This is a genomic window from Paenibacillus sp. P36 (assembly GCF_045866505.1).
Classification (GTDB): domain Bacteria; phylum Bacillota; class Bacilli; order Paenibacillales; family NBRC-103111; genus Paenibacillus_E; species Paenibacillus_E chondroitinus.
This window is the reverse complement of the sequence record NZ_AP038372.1, coordinates 3,243,189-3,269,708: the sequence shown is the minus strand read 5'-3', so window position 1 is coordinate 3,269,708 and position 26,520 is coordinate 3,243,189. Positions and strand designations below refer to the sequence as shown.

General features: G+C 47.9%; 28 protein-coding genes and 1 riboswitch. Of the genes, 2 read left to right on the top strand and 26 right to left on the bottom strand.

Features of this window, described 5'->3' with window-relative positions; all coding sequences use genetic code 11:
• Window positions 1–31: 31 nt before the first annotated feature.
• From ACKTT9_RS14490 to ACKTT9_RS14455, 8 genes are all read right to left on the bottom strand, one after another.
• Complete coding sequence (locus ACKTT9_RS14490) at window positions 32–1,258, bottom strand: bifunctional 3,4-dihydroxy-2-butanone-4-phosphate synthase/GTP cyclohydrolase II (RefSeq protein ID WP_407872132.1); 1,227 nt, start codon at window positions 1,256–1,258, stop codon at window positions 32–34.
• A gap of 43 nt (window positions 1,259–1,301) precedes the next feature.
• Window positions 1,302–1,973, bottom strand: a complete 672-nt coding sequence (gene ribE / locus ACKTT9_RS14485; RefSeq protein WP_407872131.1) for a riboflavin synthase — start codon at window positions 1,971–1,973, stop codon at window positions 1,302–1,304.
• Between the two features lie 16 nt (window positions 1,974–1,989).
• Window positions 1,990–3,099 (bottom strand): bifunctional diaminohydroxyphosphoribosylaminopyrimidine deaminase/5-amino-6-(5-phosphoribosylamino)uracil reductase RibD, encoded by a 1,110-nt coding sequence (ribD, locus tag ACKTT9_RS14480; RefSeq protein ID WP_407872130.1) that lies wholly within the window; start codon window positions 3,097–3,099, stop codon window positions 1,990–1,992.
• A gap of 234 nt (window positions 3,100–3,333) precedes the next feature.
• A riboswitch (FMN riboswitch) is annotated at window positions 3,334–3,515 on the bottom strand.
• 978 nt (window positions 3,516–4,493) lie between these two features.
• Window positions 4,494–4,925, bottom strand: coding sequence for a peptidylprolyl isomerase (locus ACKTT9_RS14475; protein ID WP_127458246.1), 432 nt, complete (start codon window positions 4,923–4,925; stop codon window positions 4,494–4,496).
• Between the two features lie 180 nt (window positions 4,926–5,105).
• Window positions 5,106–6,437: a diaminopimelate decarboxylase gene (gene lysA / locus ACKTT9_RS14470; protein WP_127458245.1), complete on the bottom strand. Its 1,332-nt coding sequence runs from the start codon at window positions 6,435–6,437 to the stop codon at window positions 5,106–5,108.
• 165 nt (window positions 6,438–6,602) lie between these two features.
• Window positions 6,603–8,222, bottom strand: a complete 1,620-nt coding sequence (locus ACKTT9_RS14465; RefSeq protein WP_407872129.1) for a spore germination protein — start codon at window positions 8,220–8,222, stop codon at window positions 6,603–6,605.
• A gap of 22 nt (window positions 8,223–8,244) precedes the next feature.
• Window positions 8,245–8,664 carry a stage V sporulation protein AB gene (locus ACKTT9_RS14460; RefSeq protein WP_407872128.1) on the bottom strand — a complete coding sequence of 140 codons (420 nt, stop codon included), beginning with the start codon at window positions 8,662–8,664 and terminating at the stop codon, window positions 8,245–8,247.
• Window positions 8,661–9,296 carry a stage V sporulation protein AA gene (locus tag ACKTT9_RS14455; protein WP_407872127.1) on the bottom strand — a complete coding sequence of 212 codons (636 nt, stop codon included), beginning with the start codon at window positions 9,294–9,296 and terminating at the stop codon, window positions 8,661–8,663. The genes ACKTT9_RS14460 and ACKTT9_RS14455 overlap by 4 nt, the downstream gene beginning before the upstream one ends.
• A gap of 177 nt (window positions 9,297–9,473) precedes the next feature.
• Between ACKTT9_RS14455 and ACKTT9_RS14450 the strand changes: the two genes are divergently transcribed.
• Window positions 9,474–9,683: a DUF378 domain-containing protein gene (locus ACKTT9_RS14450; RefSeq protein ID WP_127458241.1), complete on the top strand. Its 210-nt coding sequence runs from the start codon at window positions 9,474–9,476 to the stop codon at window positions 9,681–9,683.
• Between the two features lie 95 nt (window positions 9,684–9,778).
• Here the strand turns inward: ACKTT9_RS14450 and ACKTT9_RS14445 are convergent, their stop codons facing one another.
• From ACKTT9_RS14445 to ACKTT9_RS14365, 17 genes are all read right to left on the bottom strand, one after another.
• Window positions 9,779–11,209: a SulP family inorganic anion transporter gene (locus tag ACKTT9_RS14445; protein WP_407872126.1), complete on the bottom strand. Its 1,431-nt coding sequence runs from the start codon at window positions 11,207–11,209 to the stop codon at window positions 9,779–9,781.
• Between the two features lie 156 nt (window positions 11,210–11,365).
• Entirely contained in the window at window positions 11,366–12,121 is a 756-nt protein-coding gene (sigF, locus tag ACKTT9_RS14440) for an RNA polymerase sporulation sigma factor SigF (protein WP_029192952.1), read from the bottom strand.
• A gap of 11 nt (window positions 12,122–12,132) precedes the next feature.
• Complete coding sequence (spoIIAB, locus tag ACKTT9_RS14435; protein ID WP_127458239.1) at window positions 12,133–12,579, bottom strand: anti-sigma F factor; 447 nt, start codon at window positions 12,577–12,579, stop codon at window positions 12,133–12,135.
• Window positions 12,576–12,929, bottom strand: a complete 354-nt coding sequence (gene spoIIAA, locus ACKTT9_RS14430; RefSeq protein WP_127458238.1) for an anti-sigma F factor antagonist — start codon at window positions 12,927–12,929, stop codon at window positions 12,576–12,578. The genes spoIIAB and spoIIAA overlap by 4 nt, the downstream gene beginning before the upstream one ends.
• A gap of 167 nt (window positions 12,930–13,096) precedes the next feature.
• On the bottom strand, window positions 13,097–14,227 hold the full coding sequence (locus ACKTT9_RS14425) for a D-alanyl-D-alanine carboxypeptidase family protein (protein ID WP_246239195.1): 1,131 nt from the start codon (window positions 14,225–14,227) through the stop codon (window positions 13,097–13,099).
• A gap of 232 nt (window positions 14,228–14,459) precedes the next feature.
• Window positions 14,460–15,761, bottom strand: a complete 1,302-nt coding sequence (locus tag ACKTT9_RS14420; RefSeq protein ID WP_407872125.1) for a pyrimidine-nucleoside phosphorylase — start codon at window positions 15,759–15,761, stop codon at window positions 14,460–14,462.
• A gap of 72 nt (window positions 15,762–15,833) precedes the next feature.
• Complete coding sequence (locus tag ACKTT9_RS14415) at window positions 15,834–16,217, bottom strand: hypothetical protein (RefSeq protein WP_127458235.1); 384 nt, start codon at window positions 16,215–16,217, stop codon at window positions 15,834–15,836.
• Window positions 16,218–16,441: 224 nt separating this feature from the next.
• Window positions 16,442–17,296 (bottom strand): purine-nucleoside phosphorylase, encoded by an 855-nt coding sequence (locus ACKTT9_RS14410; protein ID WP_407872124.1) that lies wholly within the window; start codon window positions 17,294–17,296, stop codon window positions 16,442–16,444.
• Window positions 17,297–17,335: 39 nt separating this feature from the next.
• Window positions 17,336–18,163 carry a purine-nucleoside phosphorylase gene (locus ACKTT9_RS14405; RefSeq protein ID WP_407872123.1) on the bottom strand — a complete coding sequence of 276 codons (828 nt, stop codon included), beginning with the start codon at window positions 18,161–18,163 and terminating at the stop codon, window positions 17,336–17,338.
• 39 nt (window positions 18,164–18,202) lie between these two features.
• Complete coding sequence (deoB, locus tag ACKTT9_RS14400) at window positions 18,203–19,375, bottom strand: phosphopentomutase (protein WP_407872122.1); 1,173 nt, start codon at window positions 19,373–19,375, stop codon at window positions 18,203–18,205.
• 114 nt (window positions 19,376–19,489) lie between these two features.
• Entirely contained in the window at window positions 19,490–20,386 is an 897-nt protein-coding gene (gene xerD / locus ACKTT9_RS14395) for a site-specific tyrosine recombinase XerD (protein WP_407873040.1), read from the bottom strand.
• 77 nt (window positions 20,387–20,463) lie between these two features.
• Complete coding sequence (locus tag ACKTT9_RS14390; protein ID WP_407872121.1) at window positions 20,464–20,703, bottom strand: DUF4227 family protein; 240 nt, start codon at window positions 20,701–20,703, stop codon at window positions 20,464–20,466.
• A gap of 59 nt (window positions 20,704–20,762) precedes the next feature.
• Window positions 20,763–21,893: an alanine dehydrogenase gene (gene ald, locus ACKTT9_RS14385; RefSeq protein ID WP_407872120.1), complete on the bottom strand. Its 1,131-nt coding sequence runs from the start codon at window positions 21,891–21,893 to the stop codon at window positions 20,763–20,765.
• A gap of 166 nt (window positions 21,894–22,059) precedes the next feature.
• Complete coding sequence (locus ACKTT9_RS14380; protein WP_127458229.1) at window positions 22,060–22,545, bottom strand: Fur family transcriptional regulator; 486 nt, start codon at window positions 22,543–22,545, stop codon at window positions 22,060–22,062.
• A gap of 105 nt (window positions 22,546–22,650) precedes the next feature.
• Window positions 22,651–23,292: a stage II sporulation protein M gene (gene spoIIM, locus ACKTT9_RS14375; RefSeq protein WP_309492296.1), complete on the bottom strand. Its 642-nt coding sequence runs from the start codon at window positions 23,290–23,292 to the stop codon at window positions 22,651–22,653.
• A gap of 63 nt (window positions 23,293–23,355) precedes the next feature.
• Entirely contained in the window at window positions 23,356–24,534 is a 1,179-nt protein-coding gene (locus tag ACKTT9_RS14370; protein ID WP_407872119.1) for an endonuclease Q family protein, read from the bottom strand.
• Between the two features lies 1 nt (window position 24,535).
• A complete protein-coding gene (locus ACKTT9_RS14365; RefSeq protein WP_407872118.1) occupies window positions 24,536–25,090 on the bottom strand; it encodes an NUDIX hydrolase in 555 nt (184 codons plus the stop codon).
• 102 nt (window positions 25,091–25,192) lie between these two features.
• On the opposite strand from ACKTT9_RS14365, the gene mciZ reads away from it, so the two are divergent.
• Window positions 25,193–25,360, top strand: coding sequence for a Z-ring formation inhibitor MciZ (mciZ, locus tag ACKTT9_RS14360; RefSeq protein ID WP_407872117.1), 168 nt, complete (start codon window positions 25,193–25,195; stop codon window positions 25,358–25,360).
• Here the strand turns inward: mciZ and ACKTT9_RS14355 are convergent.
• The gene (locus tag ACKTT9_RS14355) at window positions 25,293–26,417 is read right to left on the bottom strand and encodes a DUF3866 family protein (RefSeq protein WP_407872116.1); all 1,125 of its coding nucleotides are present in this window, start codon (window positions 26,415–26,417) and stop codon (window positions 25,293–25,295) included. The two genes, mciZ and ACKTT9_RS14355, sit on opposite strands and share 68 nt — an antisense overlap.
• Between the last annotated feature and the right edge of the window lie 103 nt (window positions 26,418–26,520).

Genomic DNA, 26,520 nt, shown 5'->3' with positions numbered 1-26,520 from the left:
TATATAAAAACCGTTATTTGAAGTGTAAAGATCAGATCCCGCTGCCGGAATCATGGAAGCTCAGCATGTGGCCAAGTTTTTGTTTTTTTGTTCGCAAATAATTGACGTTGTCCTCTTTGCTTGGCATTTGAATCGGAACGCGTTCAACAACTTCGAGACCATAGCCTTCTAACCCTTTAATTTTGCGAGGGTTGTTCGTCAACAAACGCAGCTGCGTAATGCCAAGATCTTTCAGAATTTGCGCGCCAATGCCATAATCACGAAGATCTGGAGCAAATCCAAGCTTAATATTCGCTTCTACAGTGTCTAATCCCTGCTCTTGCAAAGCATAAGCTTTTAATTTGTTGATCAGACCGATACCGCGACCTTCCTGTCGCATATATAATAATACACCATTGCCCTCTTCATCAATCTGTTTTAATGCAGCATCGAGTTGAGGACCGCAATCGCAGCGGTGTGAATGGAAAACATCACCAGTTAAACATTCGGAATGCACACGAACCAGCGTTGGTTTGGAAGGGTCAATTGTTCCTTTGACAAGGGCAACATGCTCTTTGTTATCCAGTTGATTGGTATAGGCGATTGCTTTAAAAGTGCCGAAATCCGTAGGCAGCTTAATTTCAACTTCACGCTCAACCAATTTCTCCTGTTGATTGCGGTAGTGAATCAAATCTTGAATCGTGATGATGCACAAATCATGTTTCTTGGCGATTTCCATAAGATCCGGAACCCGAGCCATCGTTCCGTCTTCCTTGATAACTTCACAAATGACCGCGGCAGGATAGGATCCGCATAAAACAGCCAAATCAACCGCTGCTTCCGTATGTCCAGCTCTGCGGAGTACGCCGCCTTTTTTGGCGATTAGCGGGAAAATATGACCCGGTCTGCGGAAATCCTGCGGTTTCGTATCCGGATCGATCAAGCCCATAACCGTTCTTGAACGCTCATGTGCGGAAATCCCTGTACTCGTCTCAACATGGTCTACAGATACCGTAAAGGCAGTGCCATGATAATCGGTATTTCTAGCGACCATCGGCGGCAAGTCAAGCTCTTTCGCCCGTTCTTCCGTAATCGGTGTGCACACCAGCCCGCGGCCTTCTTTGATCATGAAATTAATCACTTCCGGGGTCGTTTTATCCGCCAGTGCGATAAAATCCCCTTCATTCTCGCGATCTTCGTCATCCACAGCGATAATGACTTTCCCTAAACTGAGATCTTTCAGTGCTTCTTCGATCGTGCTGAATTTTATTTCTGTCATCTTCACCTCTCCTAACCGAACTATCTTTGTAAGCTAATTACCCTTACATAAAGCCATGATCCGCCAGAAAGCTTGCAGATAGCGTACTTTGCTTTTTACCGTTACCCGCTGAGGCATCAGCAGGACCGAACTTTAGCAGTCGTTCCATATATTTGCCCAGAACATCGCATTCCATGTTAATAGTATCTCCTGCTTTTTTATCATGCAGAACGGTTTGAGCCAGTGTATGTGGAATAATCGAAACCGCCAGATCGCGTTCTGTGACATCGACAACCGTAAGGGAGATCCCGTCAATGGTGATCGAGCCGCCAGCTATAATATATCGGAAAATGTGTTTATCCTCCGGTTCGAACCGATAAACAACCGCATTTTCTTCTGGAATCCGCGAAATAATCGTTGCTGTTGAATCTACATGTCCCTGCACAATGTGTCCGCCGAAACGGCCGTTTGCCGCCATCGCTCGCTCCAAATTCACGCGTGTACCGGCTTGCAGCTTGCGCAAATTCGTCTTGCGGTAAGTTTCCGGCATCACATCTACGGAGAAAGATTCCTGATCAAACGAAATGACTGTCAGACAAACGCCATTCACCGAAATACTGTCTCCCAGATGCACATCCTCAAGGATCTTTTTTGCCCCAATCGTTAATACCATAGCTTGACCTACGCTATGAATGCGGCGCATGTGGCCGATTTCTTCAATAATGCCGGTAAACATGACAGCCCTCCATTCGTTAGCTCTTATAAACCGGATACCCGGTTAGGCATACATCCGGTCCGAACTGCTCAACCTTTAACCGGTCGAGCGTAATTGCGTCATCCATCTTCGCGAAGCCTTCGAAGGTGATGTTCATAGGTGCTGCTTGCCCGCCGCCGATAATTTTCGGCGCAAACATCAGCACCAGCTTATCCAACAGGCGCCGCTCCAGCATGGCGCCGCTCAGCTTGCCTCCACCCTCTAGGAGGATGGAGCCGATCTCTCGCTCGCCGAGCTGCCGCATGGCGAGCGTCAGATCCACCTGCGGGCCGTCGCCGCAGGTGAGGACCGTGATGCCGCGCGCTTCCAGCGCGGCACGCCGCTCTGCGGGCGCCTGTGCGGTGGCGAGCAGGATCGTCGGCTGACGATCCTGCTCGGTGAGCACCTGGGCGCCCAGCGGGACTCGCAAGCGCGAGTCCGCGATAATCCGTACCGGCTGCACAGCCGGTACGTCGCCGCGCGCGCTTAAGCGCGGGTCGTCGGCGATGACAGTATCGACGCCGACCATGATGCCCTGATGCCGATGGCGCAGAGTATGCACGAATGCGCGCGACGCAGGCGACGTAATCCATTTGCTGTCGCCTGTTTTCGAGGCAATGCGGCCGTCGAGCGTGCTGGCTGTTTTCAGCGTCACGAAAGGCATACGCGTGACGATGTACTTATTAAAAGCCTCATTCATCAGCGAGGCTTCCTCTCCCAGCAGCCCAACGGATACGTCTATGCCGTGGGCGCGCAATTTGGCAATACCCGTGCCCGCAACCTGCGGGTTCGGGTCGGTGCCCGCAACGACAACGCGGACAACACCGGCCTCAATGAGACGGTCGCTGCAAGGCGGCGTCTTGCCGTAGTGACTGCACGGCTCGAGCGTAACATACGCCGTACTGCCCTTCGCTTCTTCGCCCGCCATCTGCAAAGCAAGAACCTCAGCATGGCCATGTCCCCGCTTCAGATGCGCCCCCATCCCCACGATACGCCCGTCTTTTACCAGGACGCATCCAACAACGGGATTAATCCCTGTCTGGCCAAGAGCACTCTCAGCCATTTGCAGAGCGAGCCTCATATAAGCTTCATCATTCAAGACATGCATGTGTGTTCACTGCCTTTCCAAGCTATTTTGAAATAGAATGCAAAAAGACCCCTCCGTATATCGGATAGGGGCCAGAGATTGTTTAGGTAACACGAAGAAGCTTCATCCATCCACACTTGCTGCATTTTTGATCAAATCAAACAAGCACGACGTATCCATGCCAAAGCATAGACCTGCCGAATTTTTGTTCTCGTGAAAAAATGTACAAGTATGCATAGCGAATCTAATGTTCGCGTATTCCTTCTCCCATCCAGACTATACTGTCGGTCCCGGATTCTCACCGGGTCAGCCGTAGCGAAGCTGTATATCAGGTACCGCTAGCTTCAAAACGGGTCACGGACTAATTGAAAGCAGCCAGATCAGCCTGCCATCAAATCACCGCCGGTGTGGAATTTCACCACGCCCCGAAGGTTTGCACACATATGAAAAGTAACTTATGAAAAATTTATCACTCACTCATCGAAAAAGCAAGGTCTTTTTTACCTCGCCCTACAAAAAACGACTCATTTTGCATTGCTACAACTCGGTTGCGCCTATGTTTTTGGTAGCATAATTTGTATAAAACTGGATATATTCCCCTTCCAAATAGTACATACTGACCTGTGCAGGCTCTGCCCACATCCCCCTCATTCTAACGGACCTCACAGCCGTTATTCCCGTTATTTCACGCATTTCCCAGCTCTAACGGACTCCAGAGTCGCTATTCGGTCCATTCACGGCCATTTTAGTCGGAATCATCGTGAATAGCGGCTCTCCTGTCCGTTAGAATTTCACAGAGCCTTATTTCTGCAAAATAAGGTCATCTCTGTCCGTTAGCTGACTTCCTGCAGCAACTTTCACTCTGAAGCTCCCCACCTTGGGCCGCTTCCAACGACGTTTTACATCGTTGAAGTTGCTCATGCCTGGTCTACTCGTTGGAGCTCAGCTTCTCACCTTCGCTAGCATGTCGTGCGCAGGCTCACCACTCTCTAACGGACCACACAGCCGCTATACCCGTTATTTCGCGCATTTCTCAGCTCTAACGGACTCCAGAGTCGCTATTCAGTCAATTCACGGCCATTTTCATCACAATTATCATGAATAGCACCTCTCCAGTCCGTTAGAATTTCACAGAGCCTTATTTCTGCGAATAAGGTCATCTCTGTCCGTTGGCTGACATCCTGCAGCACCTTCCACTCTGAAACTTCCCCACCTTCGGCGGCTTCCAACGATGTTTTGCATCGTTGAAGTTGCTCATGCCAGGTCGACTCCAGGGAGCTCAGCTTCTCACCAGCACTAGACTACGTGCGCAGACTTGCTCTTATTCAGCCATTTCATAGCCAATTTCCATGTTCAGCCCCTCAAATAAAAGAACCTGCTGACAACTGTCAGCAGGCTATTCCCATTCTCCAATATTAAACTTCTACAACTTCTACTTTTTCCATCAAGTCTCTGCCCTTGAAAGCATCAACGAGTTCCATACCTTTGGACACTTTACCGAAGACAGTATGTTGTCCATCAAGGTGAGGTTGTGGTTGGTAAGCGATGTAGAATTGGCTTCCACCTGTGTTTCTGCCTGCATGAGCCATAGCCAGGGAGCCGCGCTCATGTTTGTTAGGGTTGATTTCACAGTTGATTTGGTAGCCTGGGCCACCAGTTCCTGTGCCGGATGGACAACCGCCTTGTGCAACGAATCCTGGGATTACGCGATGAAAAACAAGTCCGTTGTAGAAACCGGAGTTTGCTAATTTTTCAAAGTTGGCAACGGTATTTGGCGCGTCATTTTCGAAAAGATCGATTAGAACTTCGCCACCGCCTGCTAGTTTAATTTTTGCTTGTTTGGCCATTGTGGTCCACTCCTTTAGACAATAATATCTTATTCTACTATGAAAAGATGCATTTCACAAATCTGCCTTTCAGCTGAATAGAGAACTCTAGTTTCGTGAGCACACAAAAAACTATCCCTCAAGTCCTTAAGACCTAAGGGATAGCCCGTTCTCAGCCTGAAAATCCAGCTGTGTTCTATGTTAAACCGTTTTGCTCACTTGTTTCATTCTAGCAGGAATTAGATCGTTCCCGACAATGTTGTCGAACGTTTCACGCTTCACGACGAGATCGCTTTGACCCTCGCTCACGAAAACTACGCCTGGACGGCGGATGCGATTGTAGTTGCTAGCCATCGCATAGTTATATGCGCCTGTGCAAGACACGGCAAGCACATCGCCTGAGTTCACTTTCGGGAGGTTCACGTCCCAAATCAGCATATCGCCGCTCTCACAGCATTTGCCGGCAATCGATACGACCTCGGTAGGCTCTTCGGTTGCGCGGTTTGCCAACATTGCCTCATACACAGCCTCATACAAAGCAGGGCGCGGGTTATCTGTCATACCGCCATCGACAGATACATATTTACGTACACCAGGAATATCTTTCGCCGTTCCAACGGTGTACAAGGTCGTTCCTGCATCGCCAACGATGCTGCGGCCCGGCTCCACCCAGATTTCGGGAAGCGGATATTCGTTGCGTCCGAAATTGTCTTTAATCGCATCCGTGATAGCTTTCACGTAGACGGATACCGGAAGCGGAGTATCTTCGTTCACATAACGGATACCGAAGCCTCCGCCAAGGTTAATGACTTTGAACGTCACGCCAATTTCTTGACGAACTTGAACGGCGAAGCTGGCCATTTTCTCGGCCGCCATGCGGAAGCCTTCCACTTCAAAAATTTGCGAGCCAATATGAGAATGAATACCGAGCAGTTCCAAATGGCTCAGCTTGGAAGCCTCTTCCACCGCGCGGAATGCGGAACCGTTGCCTAGATCGAAACCGAACTTGGAATCCGTTTGGCCTGTGGAAATATATTCATGCGTATGTGCTTCGACACCTGGCGTAATACGCAGTAAAATTTTCACTTTCTGACGTTTCTCACCGGCAATGGCGTTCAGCATTTGAAGCTCGATAAAATTATCTACAACGAAACAGCCGATTTTCGCATCAATCGCCATCTCAATCTCGTCAATCGTTTTGTTGTTGCCATGGAAATGAATCCGCTCTGCCGGGAATCCAGCTTGAAGAGCTGTATACAGCTCACCGTCCGATACAACATCAAGGGACATTCCTTCTTCTTCAACAATCCGGCACATCGCCATCACGCAAAAAGCTTTGCTCGCATAAGCCACTTGGAATTTGAGACCGGACGCTTTGAAAGCATCTACAAACTCGCGGCAACGTTCACGTACAAGAGCTTCGTCAAACACATATAAAGGTGTCCCATATTCCGCAACCAGCTTCGTTGCGTCGACACCACCGATTTCAAGGTGACCTTGACCGTTAATTTTACTTGTACCATGCAAATACATAGCTTCATTTCCCCCTCACCCTGAACCTGCTGCTGCTCATATTTCGCTCAAACGGCCGAATGCGCATTACTATTTAAATTAACATAGGAAAAGCGCATTTGACAATATCCTCGCGGCCCTAAATCGTAAAAAGGACAAGAAGAATGCTCTTGTCCTTTTAGTTTATTAAGATTTGGGTTGACGTGTGCCGTCAATCGGTTTTGTAATGCTTAGACGCGTTTTGGCTGCCAATACGGGACGGCGTAGAATAATCGAAAAGAAGCTTTTCGCGTTGAAAGGAATGAGCGGCCACATGTAGGGCGCATTGTAGGATTTTCTTGTAGCCAGCCAGAGCAGCCACAATGTTGATCCGACTACAAAACCCGGGACATGGAAGATAGCCACAGCAATAAGCAGCCCCAGCCGGACAATCCGGTTAGCCAGCCCCAATTCATAACTTGGAGTGGCAAACATACCAATGGAGGCAAGAGCCAGATACAGAATCACTTCATTGATGAATAATCCTGTTTTAACAGCTATATCCCCCACCAGAATGGCTGCTACCAAGCCCATAGCCGTGGCAAGCGGAGACGGGGTATGCACCGCGGCCATCCGCATCAGATCGATCCCGATATCGGCGATTAGGAATTGAACTAGAAGTGGAAGTGTTCCCTCTTTCTGCGGCCCGAGAAATTCTAAACCGGGAGGTTTTAAAGAAGGATCCATCACCATCATAAACCAAAGCGGAAGCAGGAAAATGGAGGACATGATTCCGGCAAACCGCACCCACCTTAAATAAGTGCCGATAAACGGCGTTTGTCTATATTCCTCTGCATGCTGCACATGATGGAAGAAGGTCGTTGGCAAAATCATGACGCTTGGAGATGTATCCACAAATAGACACACATGCCCTTCCATCAAATGTGCGGACACAACATCGGGACGCTCCGAAAAGCGCACCATCGGATATGGGTTCCAGCCTTTATTCACGATAAGTTCCTCCAGCTGCTTTTCGCCAAGGGGGAGACCATCTATCTTCACTTCGCTAATTTTCTCTTTAATCGCATCGACCAAATCCGCATTTGCAATATCGTTTATATAACCGATGCAGACATCCGTTTTGGTTCGTTTGCCTATTTGCATAATCTCCAGCTTCAACCGCTCATCGCGCACTCTTCGTCTAACGAGTGTTACGTTCAATAATAAGGTTTCTACGAAACCGTCCCGTGAACCTCTGACAACCCGCTCCAAATCTGGCTCGCCGATGGATCGAACAGGATAGCTCTTGACGTCGATAGCGATAGCGGCCGTTTCCCCTTCAATGAAGAGTGCGGTTCCACCCATGAGCACCTGCCCTACGATTTCGGACATTTTTTTGTAGGACTTGACTTGATTATGAGGGATTAGATAATCCATGAAAGATTCGACCGTGTGGTGGTTCACACTTTTTTCACTAGCATAGGAAAGGCGTGTCAGAATATCGGATAAAACCGTATCTTTGACGAACCCGTTACAGTAGAAGATCCCTACTCTTTTTGATCCGAACACCATCTCCCTCATCACAAGATCGAAGCTGCGATTGAGGCCAACGCGCTCTTCCAGAACTCGTTTGACATCCTCTAAATTATCGGGAATATCTTCCTGAGTTTTCAACTCCTTTTCCTCAGGCGTCATATTCGTGATTGGATTATATTCCGATAAATTCCCTTCCTCATCAATGGCCAGTTTATCTAAATTTTCTTTGGATTCGTTCACATTATCGTGTTCATGTTCATGGTCATTCCCAGTCTTGACGATTACTTTCATGTCCGTGCGCCTCCTTCAATCCTTAATAAAACAACCACTCAAACAAGGATCCAAATACTTTGCCGAAAATCATCGCCATCAGCAGCAAAATCATATAGGAACCCATACCCACCCTCTTGGCAAGGATCGGCAGCACATTAATAATTTCAGTAAGCGCTGCTGCTAACATCCCTACAAAACAGCCGGCAAATAGTCCAATGAGCGCAGCACTTATCGGAAATAGATGCACCTTCATATCGCTAAAATCCACCCAAGTAAACAAAAGGGAACCTAACACAACCGCAGCTTCATACGCACGTATTTTTGAGAATGTTCGTGTGATCTGTGCCAACCTCGGAATAATGTCCAGAACCACAAGAAAGGCCACCATCCCGCTGCCCACGGCAATTCCTCCCGCTAAACCGATAAAAGCAATCAGAAGGACTTCTCCAAGGAGAGTCATCCCTTCGACTCCCCTTCCTCATGAATTTTCATATACTCTTCGGTGATCACATAATGGTTAATATTCTCCTGGTACATGAACATTTCCACTTCAAGCGGACTTGGTTCCTCATTGAATTTCTTTTTAAACAAATGGTTGAAGAAGATCACCATCCCGACACCTATGCCGAGGGAATACGGTATTTGCAGAATGAGCGGATGGTCTACCTTTTTACCCGTCATCAGCTCGTAGATCCTCTGGTGAACCTCCAGCATGGAGACATCGGCATGGAAATTCATGATGGCCAGCCCTGAACCGATGAACAGCAGCAGCCATACCAATCCGATGAGTACTGGACTTGCTTTTTTATTATCAGAAAAAATTTCAAGGAGCACATGAGGTTCCCCAAAATGCTCAATTTGCAGCTCCGGGTACCGCTCTTTCACTTTTCGAACAATCAGCATCATATCAATCAGGACGCGGTTGCCATCCTCCTGCTGCGGCTTATGAATAATCAGCTCGTTCAAGGCTGTTTCATAGTCAGGTTCCACAATAATTTGCGCGATATGCCGCAGCTGAACGACACTTCCTTTGCGAACACTCGCTTTACGCCTGAGCCGGATATACAGGTATGGAGCTCCACTATTAGCCATGGTCTCACTCCCTTCACTACTTACGGGTATCATCCATGTATAGGAGTAGTATGCAAAATGTTTCCTACCCATAATCACCCGCTGCAATGGTAAATTCTCCAGGAATAAAGCTCTCCTCAAATTGACATAGTAAGAAATGAATAACGATAACTTATTCCATACAAAGAAGGTGATAACATGGCAAAAGTAGCGTTAACTCTAGTGATTATCGGTGCGCTGAATTGGCTTTTAGTTGGGCTCTTCGAATGGGATTTAGTTTCAGCTATATTGGGTGGGGATTCACATCGGGAATCTTCGGTTTTAAGTCGCATCATCTATACCATCGTCGGCTTATGTGGCATTTACTGCGTAAGATTCTATTCCGACAACAGATATTCTGCACGATAGACGTATAGGTGTATAAAAGAAAGCCGCCATACCCAGTAGATTGACGGGTAAATAGCGGCTCTTTTTCATTTCTATAAAAATAGCTGTGACAGTATTTAATTTGCTTGCTTCACCAAAAGCTTACTTTCCTCATTCAATCCAATGCAAATCACCGTTTTGCCCAGCTGCTCATACTTCGCAATGGTTTTAGCGATAGCCGTAACAGCGGAGTGATCCCAGACGTGCGAACTGCTAAAATCAATCGTAATTGTCTCCGGGTCATTTCGATAATCGAATAAATCAATAAAATAAGTCATTGTGCCAAAAAACAGCTGACCGGAAACCCGATATGTTTTGGCTCCGTTAGCGTCTATCGAGGTAAAAGCTTTAATCTTGGCCGATCTCCAACCAAAAATGAGCGCACTTAGCGTAACACCGGACAATACCCCAATGGCTAAGTTGGACGTTGCAACAACGATAGCGACAGTGATCACCATGACTAATGCGTCGCTTCTTGGAATTTTGGCTATCGTTCTCAGAGATTTCCAATCGAAAGTGCCTATGGAGACCATGAACATGACCCCGACCAATGCCCCCATCGGAATTTGCTTAACGACATTACCAAGCACCATGATCAAAAATAGCAAAAACACGCCGGACACAAAGGTGGATAGACGCGACCTTCCTCCTGATTTCACATTAATCACCGTTTGACCGATCATCGCACAACCTGCCATCCCGCCAAAAAAACCGGAAAACACATTGGCAATGCCTTGCCCGCGAACTTCTTTGTTTTTATCGCTTTTTGTTTCTGTCATTTCATCCACGATCGTAGCCGTCATCAAGGATTCCGTAATACCGACCACGGCCAAAGCCAAGGAAATCGGAAGAATCACCCCTATGGCTTGCAAAGAGAGATGGAAGTCAGGGACATGGAAAAACGGCAGTGTCTGCGTGATTTCCCCCATATCTCCTACCGTGCGTACATCCAGATGCAAATTGATCGATATAATGGTCATCACAATAATCGCGACTAACGCAGAAGGGACGGCTTTGGTTATCCGCGGCAGTCCATACACGATGACCAAGGTACCTGCTACCATCGCGTACATCTGCCAACCCGCACCTGCAAAGCTAGGGAGCTGAGCCATGAAAATAATAATGGCCAGGGCATTTACAAAGCCAATGACAACAGAATGCGGAATGAAAGTGATAAATTTGCCGAATTTGAACACACCCATGAGATATTGAATGATACCGGTTAAAATGCTGGCGGCGAATAGATATTCAATGCCATACTTCGCTACCAAAGGCCCCATCAGAGAGGCCATCGCGCCTGTTGCTGCCGAAATCATCCCCATCCGGCCACCGGTGAATGAGATCACTAACGCAATGATGAACGAAGCATATAAGCCAACCATCGGATCTACCCCAGCTAAAATGGAAAACGCAATCGCTTCAGGGATTAAAGCCAAAGCCACCGTTATTCCAGACAAAACATCCTTTCGTACATTAAAAAACCACGAATCCTTCCATTTCCCGTACAACTAGATTCACTCCTCGACTGATAAAAGCATTGATTTTGATTTTTCGCTTTCAGAAAAATCCACACCGTTATTGGCAGTACTTATTATACATAAATCTCGCCAATGTCTCTACGCACAAAAAATAACCGTCCTCCTGATGGAGAACGGTTATTTTCGTTATTGCGCAATCTGATCTTTGATCGATTGCAAAATCTTCTTTTCCAATCGCGATACTTGCACTTGGGAAATCCCCAGTCTGCTAGCAACCTCCGACTGTGTTTGATCCCTGAAATAGCGGAGGTAGACAATGAGCCGCTCCCGCTCGGAGAGTGTCCCGATGGCTTCGTTGAGCGCAAGCTTCTCGAACCACTTCTCTCCGCTTTCGTCGGAGATTTGATCCATTAACGTAATGGGATCCCCGTCGTTTTCAAAAACGGTCTCATGAATTGAGGAAAGCGGCTTATTCGCTTCTTGCGCGAAAACAACTTCCTCCGCCGTGATCATAAGCTCTTCTGCCACCTCTTTAATCGTAGGAAGCCTGCCAAGCCTTTTCGATAACTCGTCCTTCGTCTTGCGAATCTTATTAGCCAGTTCTTTGAGCGAACGGCTAACCTTGAGTGTTCCGTCATCCCGAAGGAAGCGCTGAATTTCGCCGATAATCATCGGCACCGCATAGGTTGAAAACTTCACATCATAGGACAGATCGAATTTGTCAACGGACTTGAGCAGTCCGATGCAACCGATCTGGAACAAATCTTCGGCTTCGTATCCCCGGTTCAAAAAGCGTTGAACCACAGACCAGACCAAGCGGATATTGCAGCTGACGAGTGTTTCTCTGGCGAGTCCATCTCCGGATTGGCTGAGGGCGATTAACCGTTTGACTTCCGAATCGTCTAAATAACTGTGAGAAGCATGCTTCAGATCGACATCCATAGATCAAACCCCTAATTGTATAAAGCTTTTTTAGATTCAATTCGCTTCAACATGTTTATTTTGGTTCCGATTCCGACGGCCGTCACAACTTCCACTTCGTCCATGAAATTTTCCATAATCGTGAATCCCATTCCGGAACGTTCGAGTTCTGGCTTGGATGTGTAGAGTGGCTGTTTCGCTTGTTCCAAATCATCTATGCCTGAGCCCTGGTCCTCAATCGTAATTCGGACTACGTCATCCTCAATTTTCGTTGTAATGGTAATGACACCATCCGGTTTATTGTTATACCCATGAATAATCGAATTCGTCACAGCTTCTGAAACGACCGTTTTGATATCCGTTAGTTCATTCAAGGTTGGATCCAATTGTGAAACGAAAGCAGCAACAGCGACACGTGCAAAGGCCTCATTCTCGGAACGGCTGGCAAACTGCAGCGTCATAAAATTGTGCTCACTCATAGTGCAACCTCCAAACTGGACATTGCATTACGTTCGTTATCCTGAATTGATACGATCTTGAACATTCCGGAGAGCTCGAACAAGCGATAGACAGCAGGCGAAACATCACATACGACCATCTTGCCGCCTTTACTCGTGATTTGCTTATAGCGACCGAGAATGACGCCCAGACCTGAACTGTCCATGAACGTAAGATCTTTCAAACTCAGGATCAAGTGATGCGTATGCTCTTTGGCAATCGCTTCCTCCATCCTGGCTTTGACGACATCGGCAGTATGGTGGTCCAGCTCGCCTTTCAATCTAACAATCAGCGCTCTTCGGCCTTGCTCGAATTCAATTTGCAGGCTCAACCTGTTCACTCCCCTCAGCTGAGAGACTTTGAGCTACACTCAAAGATCCCTAAATAAGTCTTGAAACTTAAGTTTCTACAACTGAGTTGGGAACTCCTGCCACCCCGACAAAACTAGAAGAAAAGCGCTAAAACTAGAAGAAAAGCCTGATTATTCGCGAAATCTCATCAATTATCTGTATGGAACATGTGCGAGGTCGTCCGCTTGAACAGCTTCCACCAAGACGCTTTATCCACAGCTACCGGTGACTCAAGAGGGTACTCCGTCAGCACATTATCCCCGCTGTATACGACAATTTTACCAATCGGTTGGCCCATCGTAATCGGTGCTCGCAAGTTTGGCTCCAACTGCAGCTCATGTCGAATGTTATCTGTTGCCGTGCCCTTTTTCATTAAAATACTGTAATTTTGCTTCGCAACTAACGGCACTGTCGAAACCTGGCCTTTGTTTACGGTAAAATTCCCCAGGCTATCGCCTGATTTGAATAAAGGATAGTTGGTATATTGGGCAAAAGCGTAGTCAAACAGCTTCGTGACCTCCGCATTTCGCGTTTTGGTGTTCGGTTCTCCGAGCACGACAGCCACGACACGCAAATTATCCCGTTTGGCTGTTGCCGATAAACAGAACTTCGCTTCGCTGGTGTAGCCGGTTTTGAGGCCGTCTGCGCCGCTATAGAAGCGTACAAGCTTATTCGTATTTACCAACCAGAAAGGGTTTGGTGATTCTTTCCGCAGGTAATCCTGATAAGCACCTGTGAATTTCGTTATCCCTTCATGCTTAAGCAGTTCTCGGGACATGACCGCAATATCATTGGCGGTTGTATAGTGATTGGCGACAGGCAGTCCGTTGCAATTTGAAAAATGGGTATTTTTCATGCCAAGCTGCTGCGCGCGTTCGTTCATCATTTGCACAAAATTTTCTTCGGATCCTGCGATCTTCTCGGCCATCGCCACTGAAGCGTCGTTGCCAGATGCCATCGCAATGCCCTTCAGCATTTCCTGAACCGTCATTTCTTCGCCAGGCTCCAAGAAGATTTGTGAACCTCCCATAGAAGCTGCGTATTCACTGACCCGGACTTTCTCATCCATTTTAATATTGCCTTTGTCAATAGCTTCCATGATGAGAAGCATCGTCATGATTTTCGTAATACTAGCTGGCGGAAGTTTGGTGTCTTTGTTTTTCTCCGCAATGACTGTGCCCGTGTCTGCATCCATCAATACCGCGGATTGCGCGTTCGGCGTTAAGTCGACCGTAGGCGCTTTTTTCTCTTCCGCATAAGCAGCCGGTAAGATCAGCATCACACATAACTGTAAACAGATTAAACTTATTAGCCCTTTTTTTCGCATAGCCTTTGTACCCCTCCTGTGAGATTATGAAGTGAAAACCAGACGCTTGCAGCTGGAATGACTGCTAATCAGTCTTGACGATTTTCCATCAAAATATTCCAAAGGAGGGAAAATAAAAAAGCTATCTCAAAGGTCTAAAAACCTGAGAGATAGCCTCTTGCATAAGTACGAGTGTGAACCTGATCTACACGATCACATCATATATCAATTGCACGGGAGCCGGCTGACCAGGAGCAATCCGATAAGCCCCTTGAATCATTGCCGTAACTTCCTGTACATCTTCTCGATTGGCATGAATGGTGCAAATCGATTCTCCTGCCTGGACAGCGTCGCCAATCTTCTTCTTCAAAGTCAGACCTACTGCGTAGTCGATCTGATCCTCTTTCTTGGCGCGTCCTGCGCCAAGCAGCATAGCCGCGATTCCGATATGCTCGGCATCGATTTGATTCACATAGCCATCCCGCTCGGCTGGCACTTCAAAACGATAGCTCGCTGTCGGCAGCAGCTCCGGTTGATCAACCACCCTCGGATCGCCTCCTTGGCTCGCTACAAACCGTTTGAACGTCTCCAGCGCCTTCCCGTTCATGACAATGTCGCGAACAGCCTCCTGCGCCTCTTCAAAGCTCTCAAACACTTTTCCTAGCAGCGACATATATGCCGCTACGGAAATCGCGACTTCAGTTAGCTCCTTGTCGCCAGTGCCGCGCAGCACTTCGATGGATTCGCGGATCTCGTTCGCATTGCCGATTTCGCGGCCAAGCGGCTGCTCCATATCCGTGATCATCGCAATCGTATTGCGATTCAATTTCACGCCGATATCGACCATTGTGCGGGCAAGCACTCTTGCATCATCGACGGTTTTCATGAAAGCGCCGGAGCCGATTTTCACATCAAGGACAATCGCGTCTGCGCCCGAGGCAATTTTCTTGCTCATGATGGAACTCGCAATTAACGGAATGGAATCTACTGTCGCTGTTACATCTCTTAGAGCGTACATCTTCTTATCCGCAGGAGCCAAGTTGCCGCTCTGGCCAACAATCGCAATTTTATTCGTATTGACTGCTGTAATAAAATCCTCTTTCGATAATTCAATCCGGAAGCCCGGAATCGATTCCAGCTTATCAACGGTACCGCCAGTATGGCCAAGGCCCCTGCCTGACATTTTGGCGACCGGTACGCCGATAGAAGCGACGATCGGGCCGACAATCAGACTGATTTTATCCCCTACTCCGCCAGTCGAATGTTTATCTACTTTAATCCCGGCAATCTCCGACAGATCAATCATTTCCCCTGATCCAGCCATGGCCATCGTCAACGCGGATATCTCCTCACTGATCATGCCATTGAAGAAAATCGCCATCAACAGCGCTGACATTTGGTAATCCGGAATATCCCCTTTTGTGTAACCCTGTACGATAAACGTGATCTCTTGCTCGGTTAAAACCTCACCGGACCTTTTCTTATGTATTAAATCAACCATTCTCATGTGAGTTCCTCCTTCAATAATAAATCGAAAAAAGGGAGCTGCTTGAGCCCCCCTTTGTACTAGTATTCTCTTTTATTGTACAACTAATTTAGCTTTCATTTTAGCGTGACCTTCGCCACATGGTAGTACGCAATCAATCTCATAAGTTCCCGGTTTGTCAAACGTAATTTCTTTTGAAGGGTTTTCTTTATCCAGCTTAACATCTAACCCTTTAATTTCGATTGCGTGTACGCCTTCTTTCAAAGACAAGGAAACTTTCGTAGGCTCGCCACTTTTGATCGTGTAATCGGTCGAGTCAAATTGCCAGTTAGAGGCTGCAATCTTAAGCTGTTGAATTTTGCTGCCGGCTTCCTCTGCTGCTTTCGCCTCTTGGCGTTCAGAGATATCTTGAAAGAGGACTCCCAGCCCCAGTGCGCCCGCAACGATAAATAACACAAAGAAAATCCACTTTTGCATGCATATCCCCCTCATAATGTGTTCACTTCATCTATTCTACCTAACATCGCGAGACAATCCCATACAGGTTTAGTGGCAAATCTTTGAATATTTTGTGACGGAATTGTGAATGAATCCTCGTAAAAACATCCCCCTTATCGGGGGATATTAACCTTACTATTTCCCACACGGATGTAAATTACACACCGTTCAGCCTCTCCCGAATTTGGAAGCCGCCGAACCCTTTATCCCAGTTGCACGTCACGCACAAAGGCTTTGACCAAAGCAATGAACTTCGGTTTCGTCCGATTAGCCACCGCAACAACCTGTTCGTGTGTTAGAGGCTCAAGCTCCTCGCCCACCGCCATATCAGTAATACACGAAATCCCTAACACCTTAAGTCCCGCATGACGTGCTGCGATGACTTCACCTACGGTGGACATCCCGATCGCATCGCCGCCAATTCGAGCCAGCATCGTCAGTTCAGCCGGTGTACAGTAAGTAGGTCCTGTAATCCCTGCATAAACGCCTTCCTGAAGCTTCAGAGGCACGCCGTCCTCTCCCACTACCGTTTGGGCCAGCTTATGCGCAAGCTCGCGATACTCGCGGCTGTACGCTTCGGACATATCCGGGAAGCGAACACCCAACTCGCTGTGGTTAGGTCCGATTAACGGATTGTCACCCGTCATGTTGAGATGATCGCTAATCACCATGAGATCACCGGCTTTGAAGCCGCGATTCATGCCACCTGCTGCATTCGTCATAACAACGGAATGAACGCCGATTGCTTTCATGACATACACAGGGAAGACAACCTTTTTCATATCATAACCTTCGTAATAATGAAAACGCCCCTGCATCACGATGACTTGCTTGCCTTCAAGTGTTCCTGCGACAAAACGGCCTTCATGCCCTTCAACTGTTGAAACCGGGAAGTGCGGCACTTCGCTGTAATCAATCGCAATCGGATTTTCCACCTGATTCGCCATATCGCCAAGTCCTGAGCCCAAAACCAGCCCAATAACAGGTGCGACATCCCCTAATTTCCCTTTAATAAACGCTGCTGCTTCATTAATTTTCTCTATGTACGTCAATGCCATGTTGAATCTCCTTATCTGATAAATAGCCTTAATTTGTAATTAAATAGCCTCAATAATGCCCAGTACCAATTTCAAAAACTTAGGTTTAACTTTCTCCGTAGTTTCCATCACTTCTGCGTGGGAAAGAGGCTGATCCAAAATTCCGGAAGCCATATTGGAAATGCACGAGAAACCAAGCACCTCAATGCCTGCATGACGGGCTATGATCACTTCAGGTACAGTAGACATACCTACGGAGTCACCACCCAGTGTACGGAACATACGGATCTCTGCCGGAGTTTCATAGTTAGGTCCGAGCAGTCCGACATAAACACCTTCTTGCAGTTTAAAATCTTGCGATGCCGCCACGTCATGCGCCAATTTACGCAGACGTTTGCTGTACGCTTCCGACATATCCGGGAAACGAACGCCTAGTGCGGAATCATTGGGTCCGATTAATGGATTGCGGTACGTCAAGTTCAAGTGATCGCTGATAACCATCAAATCCCCGACTTGGTAAGACTCGTTAATGCCTCCAGCTGCGTTCGTGACGATCAACGTTTCCACACCCAGCTCTTTCATAACACGAACAGGGAATGATACGGTTTCAGCCCCATACCCTTCATAGGCATGGAAACGGCCTTTCATAACCAGTACTTGCTTGCCTTTAATCGTACCAACGACCAGCTCCCCCGCATGACCTTCGACAGTAGATACCGGAAAGTGCGGAATGCGCGAGTAGTCAACGACGATCGGCTGTTCGATTAAGTCCGCAAGCACGCCGAGTCCTGAACCTAAAATAAGTCCGATTTGCGGTTTAATCTTTGTTTCTTTCGAAATAAAGGCAGCAGCCTCTTGAATCTTTTGAATCATGGATGTATCTGACATGTTATATTCCTCCTTGGCTTTTTCAGTTCGGCAGTCGCTTTATTTGAGAAGATGCAGGAAACTCTCGCCTTGATCTGTAGGTTTTACGCCGAAATTGTCGGCAATGGTAGCCCCAAGATCAGCGAATGTTCCACGGATTCCCAGAGAAACAGGAGCCTCAAAGCTCGGGCTGTATAGCAAAATAGGCACATACTCACGTGTATGGTCTGTTCCCGCGTGCACGGGATCGTTGCCGTGGTCCGCTGTAAGGATCAGCAAGTCTTTCGGCCCTAGCTGCGCTTTGAGCTGCGGTACGAAGCTGTCGAATTCCTCCAAGGCTCGGCCATAACCTTCAGGATCGCGGCGATGACCATATAACGAGTCAAAATCAACAAGGTTGGTAAAAGCCAACCCTTTGAACGGCTCGCCAAGCACTTCAATCGTCTTCTGTATGCCGTCTAAATTGCTTTTTGTGGATGTCGCTTTCGTGACGCCCTCGCCGTCAAAAATATCATTGATTTTTCCGATAGCAATGACATCATATCCCGCGTCCTTCAAGTGATTCATCACGGTCGGCTCCGGCGGCTTCACCGCATAGTCATGCCGATTCGGCGTACGCTTGAAAGCGCCCGGCTGGCCGACATAAGGTCTCGCAATAACTCGGCCAACTGCAAATTCACCTTGGGTTAGCCGTCTGGCAATTTCACAAGCGCGGTACAGCTCTTCAAGTGGGATCACATCTTCGTGAGCCGCCAACTGGAATACACTATCCGCCGACGTGTAGACGATCCAAGCCCCTGTTTTCATCTGCTCTTCGCCAAGCTCATCTAGAATTTCTGTCCCAGAGGCCGGTTTATTTCCAATGACCTTGCGCCCTGTCTCCTGCTCAAACTGCGAAATCAATGCTTCCGGGAATCCATCCGGATATACGTTAAACGGTGTAGAAATTCGTAGCCCCATCAATTCCCAATGCCCCGTCATCGTGTCTTTTCCAACCGACACCTCGGCCATTTTGCCATAATAAGCTTCTGGCGCGTCAGCGGCCGGGATGCCCTTTATCTCAGCGATACTGCCTAGACCCATACGCTGCAAATTAGGAAGCGAGAATCCGCTCACTCTCTCCGCGATATGTCCAAGCGTGTGGCTGCCTGTGTCGCCAAACGCTTTGGCATCCGGTAATTCGCCGATGCCTACGCTATCCAATACGATTAAACCTATTCGTTCAAAGCGCACACTTGTCCCTCCAAATTGTTCACAATGTTATCCACCCTTGATTATCGCATTTCCACTCTATGAATGCAAAACAGCAGCTTTCCCTTTTCCATCAGGAAATCGCCGCTGTCATCTTTACATATTCGCTCTCGGATGAGCGCGGTTGTAAACATCTTTCATTTTGAGCTTGGTAACTTGTACATACAGCTGAGTGGACGAAATATCGGAATGTCCGAGCATCTCTTGGACGGATCTTAAATCTGCGCCATTTTCGATCAAGTGGGCAGCGAAAGAATGCCGCAAGGCATGAGGTGTGATTTCACTTTCAATCTTCATCTCATTTGCGTATCTTTTCAAAATTTTCCAAAAGCCCTGTCTCGTCATCCGGGTCCCTAAGTGTCCAATAAATAAAGCTTCTTCGTCCGCCGACTTCTTCAACAATTTCTTGCGATCTTTATGTATATAGGCGGATAAGCAGCGAATAGCGATTGAACTAAGCGGGATATTACGCTCTTTGTTTCCTTTTCCCATACAGCGAATGAAGCCAAGTTGCAATTGAACGTCATCAACGTTCATCGAGATCAGTTCAGAGACGCGAATTCCCGTTGCATACAGCAGTTCAAGCATCGCTTTATCGCGCACGCCGCTCACAAGCTCAAGATGAGGCGCATCCAGCAACTTGCCAACCTCTTCGACGGAAAGCACCTTGGGCAGCTTCTTTTCGGGCTTAGGCGCTTCAATGAAAAGGGATGGATCTGCGTCCACCAAACGTTCTCTCACCAGATACTGATAGAAAGCACGGATCGAAACGAGATTCCGAGACAAGGTAGCTGTAGCTCTGCCTAACAATTTTAATTGGGATAAGAAACCCGCAATGTTGGCTTTGCTTGTTTCTTTCCAAGCTGTAATCCCCTGCCGCTCTAAATAGTCAACAAACTGCTGCAGGTCTCTTTCGTAAGATTCCAGTGTATTCTTGGATAGTCCGCGTTCTACAGACAAAAATCGGATGAAGGATTGCAAATCAACCAACATCATGTTATGTAGCTCCTTCGTTAACCTGCCATATTTCTAACAGATAGCATTCAACGATGGACCTCCGAACTCCTCTTTTATTCACCATACCAATAAAATAACCGAAGCCTGTCACTCATTTTATCTGACTCCGGAAACGAGGCATGCTCATGCTGTCCAAATACCTTGACGGAATTTCCCGCTGGCGCGCGGTAGCGGTTCACAGGCTCGATCCAGCTGGTGAGTACTACCATCACTTGATACAAAACAACCGTCAATGTCATGAAAAGCAATATAAAGCGCAAGCGAACAAGTAATTTTCGATAGGAAAAAATCATAGGCCAGGTCCCCATTTCTGTCCTTTTCTTTAGGACAGGATATGAGGCTCAGGCCCTGTTTATGACAGATCGGACAACTTCACATACGGCATTCCCAGCGCTTCAGCAACAGCTGGATGGGTTACGCTGCCTTTGTACGTGTTAACCCCCAATTGCAGAGCATAATTAGCTGTGATTGCCTCTGTTAATCCATTATTGGCAAGCTCCAAAGCGTAGGGCAAGGTTACGTTCGTCAACGCAAGCGTCGAAGTGCGTGGAACTGCGCCGGGCATATTCGCTACCGCATAATGCACGACGCCGTGTGTTTCATAGGTAGGGCTGCTGTGCGTGGTCACCCGGTCGATCGTCTCGATCGAACCGCCTTGATCCACGGCGACATCCACGATGACAGCGCCTGGCTTCATCGTTTTGACCATCGCCTCTGTCACCAGTCTTGGCGCTCTCGCTCCCGGAATAAGCACGGCCCCGATCAAGAGATCTGCTTTGGCAACGGCGCTTGCTATATTAAACGGATTCGACATCAAGGTATTCAGCCGGCCACCGAAAATATCGTCCAAAGCACGCATCCGATCCGCGCTCCGTTCGATAATGGCGACATTAGCTCCTAAACCAAGCGCCATCTTGGCTGCATTGGTTCCGACAATGCCTCCGCCAAGGATGACAACATTCGCTGGCGGCACGCCTGGCACGCCGCCCAATAGAATGCCGCGCCCGCCATAAAACTTCTCCAGAAAATGAGCGCCGATCTGGACGGACATACGACCGGCAACTTCGCTCATTGGCGTTAGCAGAGGAAGCGATCCATTGGCGAGCTGAATGGTTTCATAGGCAACACCTGTCACCTTCTTGTTCAACAGGTGGTCTGCCAAATCTCCCGCTGCTGCCAAATGCAAGTAAGTGAAAAGCACCTGTCCCTCGCGAAAATAGCCATATTCGGCGGGGAGCGGTTCTTTCACTTTCATAATCATATCGCTGCGCGCCCATACCTCAGCGGCATCCGCTATAAGAACGGCGCCTTCCTTGGCATAATCCTCGTCGCTGAACCCGCTGCCCGCTCCGGCACCGGCTTCAACGAGCACTTTATGTCCTGCCATAATAAGCGTCGTTGCTCCGCCGGGAGTCAATGCGACGCGGTTTTCATTATTTTTTATTTCCTTTGGGACGCCGATCACAAATAATTGCTCCGTCATTCGCGTCTACCTTCTTTCTCATGAACGTTAGTCATAATGTACCCATGCTTCCAGTCCAATTATGTGGAAGGAGATTCTATTTTCTAATATCCAGTATATGAGAAATATGCAAAAATGCCTGTACGCACCACATGTGCTTACAGGCATTTTCTTTGTATAAACAGCTTTATTCCGCGCTGTTATTTTTGGATTTGTCCAATGAGTCCGGTTTCCCTCGTTCGTTACAGCGATAGCATATACCTTGAAAATCAAGTCGATGATCCAGTACTTGAAAATGAAAATCCTTATCCAGCCTTTCTTCCAAAGGCCCGAGCCAGTCTTCCATAATTTCGTCCACGGTCCCGCATTGAACGCAGATTAAATGATGGTGATGGTGACGCGTGCTGTCGTCGCGCAAATCATAACGAGCTACGCCATCGCCAAAATTCATTTTCTCCAAGACATGCAGCTCACTCAGCAGCTCTAATGTTCGGTACACGGTTGCCAGACCGATTTCCGGAGCTTTATCCTTCACAAGCATAAACACGTCTTCGGCACTTAGATGATCTTGTTCATTTTCTAATAGTACACGCACAGTCGCTTCCCGTTGAGGGGTAAGCTTGTACCCTTGGGATTGCAACTGCTGCTTAATTTTCTCAATCCTTGCTTCCATATGCCTCCCCCTCAGAAAGGTGGGCATCCAAGCCCAATTTTAGCCACTCTTTTCATTATAGGGGGAGCTTACTGACAAAGTCAAACAGAAACATGTTGTTTTCTGTCATCCATAGAGCGGAACCAGCATCGGCGTGACCCATTTCATCATCAATTGCGACACATATCCCTCCCAAAGTGCTGCTCCAAGAAGGAAAACACCCATTAGCAAGGTCAATGTTGTGAAACGCATGAAGGGTTGGTACATGTTGCCATTGCGGCTCATAAACCGATTTTTGATCATATAAATGGAAAAAGACATCGCTGCAACACTACAGAAGAGAATCGCCGGAATGACGATCAAATTTTGCGGAGCTACAGAAACCAGCGCGAACAACATGCCTTTCCAGGACATTTGACCGACCAGATAGCCGACTGTAAAGCCGATCAGCACACCCTTGAGGAAATCCAGCACAAGTATGAGCGGAAGGCCAATCACGGACAGCCCAAACAACCAGATCAGTAAAATCCACTTCATGTGCATGCCAAAGGATTGAACGAACGACTGCCTGCTGTCAAATTCGCCGCCATCATTAATCTCATGGAAAAAGCTTCCCAAATGACGCGTCATTTCCTGCTTTTGCTCCAATGAAAGCGCGTTAACCATCACGGCACCGAACACAACACCAATGAGAAAGAGTACGGAGACGAATATAAACAGCGGCAAATTATCCTTCATATATTGTTTCATCGTTAGGTTCCTATTCACTCTCGCAGCTCCTCCCGTGTGTACAACCTCTACAAAGACAAGCTTATGAGCGAGAGCTGGAAACTATGAACGATTTTTCACTTTGCCATATCTACCGCCTCCGCCAACCTCCAGCGAAAGCGTACCTTCACGAGCATCTACAAGGTAAGCGGCTATTTCTTCACCAACTTCACTAACCAACTCTTCCTGCGTCGTACGATGCAGCACATTCATCTCCGTTCCAAAACGGTGAAGCAATTGATTCAATTTCTTAGGACCAAGTCCAGGGATAAACTCCAGTGGGACTTGAAAATGATACGCCGGCCTGTAAGGTGGCAGATACGGCTCTTGGCGATCCGCCAAATCCAGTATGCGATCCATAACGCCACGAACGATTTTATTGCTGCCGCAATCTGCGCAGCGCTCTACTGTGCCCTCTTGCTCATCCAGAACGGCTTCACACAAGGAGCAGTAGGTTCTGTGATACTTGCCCAACCGGGGATTCAGCCCGTAGTTTGCGACCACGCCACGCCCTTCTTGGCGATGAAGCGCCTTAACGAGCTCATCATAAGTAGGCGCAGCCAGCTGTATCTCGTTATATTCACGCCCGATTTTACCCAGCGAATGCGCATCCGAATTAGTTATGAATGTAAAAGGATCCAGCTCAGAAATCAGTCCCGCCATCTCCGAATCGGCGCTTAGTCCAAGCTCCACGGCAGAGATACCTTCCAAATCAAGCAGATTTTCCATCCTGCTCGTTGCACTGCCGTAGACGCTTTTGTGAGGTGTGAAAATGTGAGCGGGAATCAGGATTCCCCCTCTGCCAAGCACCTCCTCCTGCAAGACTCGCGCAGGCACATAGATTCGCTGTGAGCTGAGCTCTACATTTTTCATATACCCCTTCATCCAGTTTGTAAATCCCTGCATGACCTCAAGATTGGGCATGTACGCTAACAAATGTGCCGGCCCCATGCCAGGTTCCCTGACTTCAATCTCACTTCCCAGCAAGACGGTTGTATCCCGGTACCCGATACCTCCGCCCTCCAGTTCCACCATCTCGCCACGATCCAAATAGGTCAGGATGTCTTTTTGCACGGAAGGCGAATGGCAGTCGATGATGCCGATGATCTCCATCCCTTTGCGAACGGCCGCTTCATGGGCAATATTGAAAAAAGTAAGGTTATTCGCGGCGCTAATCTTCACTGCTTGACCGCTTTCGCTTCGTCCAATATGGATATGAAGGTCTACGTAATAAGACTTCATCTTAGATCTGGCCCGTTAACTTGTATAGTTGCCAAGCGTACACAGCCATAATGGTTTTGGCGTCGCTGATACGCCCTTCCCGCATATACTGCTGAGCTTGCTCCAGGGTAATGGCTTCACATTCCAGAAATTCATCCTCATCGGGATTAGCGTCCCCTTTGACCAAATCTTCCGCGATATAGAGATGGATAATTTCATCCGCAAATCCTGGCGACGTATAAAAGGAACTCACCAACCTTACGTTGTCAGACCGATATCCCGTTTCTTCCTCCAACTCGCGTAAAGCCGCTTTCAGCGGTTCTTCCCCTGCGTCCAGCTTGCCCGCCGGGATTTCAACCTGACTTTTCTCCAATGGTTTTCGATACTGCTCCACGACGATCATTTTATCCCCAACTAATGGAATGACCGCTACAGCACCAGGGTGCCTCACGATTTCTCTTGTTGCTGTTTCCCCATTTGGCAGAGTAACAGTGTCTAGCTGAAGGGATATGATTCTGCCTTTATAAATGGATTCCGTTTGTACAGTAACTTCTTCGAATTTCTTATGTACGGTCATTTCGACACCTCATCCTCATCAATTTCTAAAATGGCATAACTTGTCCTACTTTTGCATATCGATCATTATATCAAATTTCAACCGGAAAAGAGGAAGATCGATATGAAGAGCTATATCGCGGAAAAACAAATTCGTCTAGTGGGTAAAGCCTGGGAAGTCAAACGTCATCTCCAGCTCATGCTGAAGCAAGGCGGGCCAAACATCACGTTGATGGACTATGCAGCTGGATTGCACAATCCACCGCAGCGCAAACACCTTGGAAATAAATAGGGTCCTGCCATAACCCCCTTCCCATCGAGGTAATCGGCAGCGGATAGGAGCGAAAAGATTCTGCGATTTGCTCCGTCGGTACAGACGGCATCATCCTGATTTGATGCGTCTCCAAACGCTTCAGCTGTTCTTGAATGATCGCATATTCCTCTGCAATACATTGCGGGAAAGGCAAGATCGCTGGACATCTCGCAGCAAGCTCCAAAGCCGTTAGGGTATGGTGGCTAATCCCTCGATGCCGTGGCCGCTCATCGGCAAAGGAAAGGCGCGGAATCACAATCGGAGTCCCGCCTAAGGCGTATACGGCATTAACGAGCTCACCGACTTCGATTCCAGAATAGCCGTATCGTGTGCCTGTACCAACTATCCCAGGTCCCATTGTTACGAGACATATGTCCGCTTTGGCAGCATGCTTAGCAGCAATCAACGCGCTAAATTTGTTCACTGCCTCCAACTTCCCACCATAAGCCTGACCATACGTTATTGTGCTTTGAAGCCATCCCATGACCTCCAGTTGTGCGATATGCTGACTCCAAGCTAGCGGGAGTGCTCCGCCGTCCGTCATGATATAGGCAACGTTGCTTGCCATTTTAACCGGTTGATTCGATTTCTGTTCACGGTATCGAAGCCAACACAGCGCCACAGGCAGCATACTATGTAATTCCCCAAGTAAGACAGGCATCCCCTCCAGCGTTTTCTCTTTTTGAAAAAGAGGATGAAACCTGCTGTTCTCTTCCTCCACAGCAAGCACACTCCGCTGCAACGGGGTGTATTTGAGTTTCATAATATGTCCGTCGGGTAGACGTTCAGCAACAGGGAGAACGCTGTCCATTGCGTCAGCAGGGAGGACGATGTGATAACCTCCTGAGCCTAATCCAAGCTCCTCAGCCGTTACATTCAGAATAACCACATCACCGGGACGAAGCGGCGGTGAACTATCGGTATAATGGACAGCGCGCTCCTCCTTGCCGCTATGCCGCATGATCACACGGACGACCTGCAGCCCTTCCCTAACCAAAATGATCGTGCTTACCTTGCCTTCCGCCCGCCTCAGCATCCCTATCTCCCCCTTGCAGCTCTTTCCTTCTTGCAGCATATGTGACTTAGCGCAGAGTTAAGCTTATTATCAAAAAAAACCGATTAGCGCGCCAACATAACAA

What these genes read in the sequence shown, in the direction of transcription:
- ACKTT9_RS14420 (WP_407872125.1), bottom strand. Translation starts at nt 15,761, where the DNA reads ATGAGAATGGTTGATTTAATACATAAGAAAAGGTCCGGTGAGGTTTTA.
- ribD (WP_407872130.1), bottom strand. Translation starts at nt 3,099, where the DNA reads ATGCATGTCTTGAATGATGAAGCTTATATGAGGCTCGCTCTGCAAATG.
- ACKTT9_RS14475 (WP_127458246.1), bottom strand. Translation starts at nt 4,925, where the DNA reads ATGGCCAAACAAGCAAAAATTAAACTAGCAGGCGGTGGCGAAGTTCTA.
- ACKTT9_RS14380 (WP_127458229.1), bottom strand. Translation starts at nt 22,545, where the DNA reads ATGGAAGCAAGGATTGAGAAAATTAAGCAGCAGTTGCAATCCCAAGGG.
- ribE (WP_407872131.1), bottom strand. Translation starts at nt 1,973, where the DNA reads ATGTTTACCGGCATTATTGAAGAAATCGGCCACATGCGCCGCATTCAT.
- ACKTT9_RS14405 (WP_407872123.1), bottom strand. Translation starts at nt 18,163, where the DNA reads ATGTCAGATACATCCATGATTCAAAAGATTCAAGAGGCTGCTGCCTTT.
- xerD (WP_407873040.1), bottom strand. Translation starts at nt 20,386, where the DNA reads ATGTTGGTTGATTTGCAATCCTTCATCCGATTTTTGTCTGTAGAACGC.
- ACKTT9_RS14415 (WP_127458235.1), bottom strand. Translation starts at nt 16,217, where the DNA reads ATGCAAAAGTGGATTTTCTTTGTGTTATTTATCGTTGCGGGCGCACTG.
- ald (WP_407872120.1), bottom strand. Translation starts at nt 21,893, where the DNA reads ATGACGGAGCAATTATTTGTGATCGGCGTCCCAAAGGAAATAAAAAAT.
- ACKTT9_RS14455 (WP_407872127.1), bottom strand. Translation starts at nt 9,296, where the DNA reads ATGGCTAATAGTGGAGCTCCATACCTGTATATCCGGCTCAGGCGTAAA.
- sigF (WP_029192952.1), bottom strand. Translation starts at nt 12,121, where the DNA reads ATGGATGTCGATCTGAAGCATGCTTCTCACAGTTATTTAGACGATTCG.
- ACKTT9_RS14450 (WP_127458241.1), top strand. Translation starts at nt 9,474, where the DNA reads ATGGCAAAAGTAGCGTTAACTCTAGTGATTATCGGTGCGCTGAATTGG.
- ACKTT9_RS14390 (WP_407872121.1), bottom strand. Translation starts at nt 20,703, where the DNA reads ATGATTTTTTCCTATCGAAAATTACTTGTTCGCTTGCGCTTTATATTG.
- lysA (WP_127458245.1), bottom strand. Translation starts at nt 6,437, where the DNA reads ATGTATTTGCATGGTACAAGTAAAATTAACGGTCAAGGTCACCTTGAA.
- mciZ (WP_407872117.1), top strand. Translation starts at nt 25,193, where the DNA reads ATGAAGAGCTATATCGCGGAAAAACAAATTCGTCTAGTGGGTAAAGCC.
- ACKTT9_RS14365 (WP_407872118.1), bottom strand. Translation starts at nt 25,090, where the DNA reads ATGACCGTACATAAGAAATTCGAAGAAGTTACTGTACAAACGGAATCC.
- ACKTT9_RS14465 (WP_407872129.1), bottom strand. Translation starts at nt 8,222, where the DNA reads ATGAAAGTAATCGTCAAGACTGGGAATGACCATGAACATGAACACGAT.
- ACKTT9_RS14370 (WP_407872119.1), bottom strand. Translation starts at nt 24,534, where the DNA reads ATGAAGTCTTATTACGTAGACCTTCATATCCATATTGGACGAAGCGAA.
- ACKTT9_RS14490 (WP_407872132.1), bottom strand. Translation starts at nt 1,258, where the DNA reads ATGACAGAAATAAAATTCAGCACGATCGAAGAAGCACTGAAAGATCTC.
- spoIIAB (WP_127458239.1), bottom strand. Translation starts at nt 12,579, where the DNA reads ATGAGTGAGCACAATTTTATGACGCTGCAGTTTGCCAGCCGTTCCGAG.
- ACKTT9_RS14355 (WP_407872116.1), bottom strand. Translation starts at nt 26,417, where the DNA reads ATGCTGAGGCGGGCGGAAGGCAAGGTAAGCACGATCATTTTGGTTAGG.
- ACKTT9_RS14425 (WP_246239195.1), bottom strand. Translation starts at nt 14,227, where the DNA reads ATGCTGATCTTACCGGCTGCTTATGCGGAAGAGAAAAAAGCGCCTACG.
- ACKTT9_RS14460 (WP_407872128.1), bottom strand. Translation starts at nt 8,664, where the DNA reads ATGACTCTCCTTGGAGAAGTCCTTCTGATTGCTTTTATCGGTTTAGCG.
- ACKTT9_RS14410 (WP_407872124.1), bottom strand. Translation starts at nt 17,296, where the DNA reads ATGGCATTGACGTACATAGAGAAAATTAATGAAGCAGCAGCGTTTATT.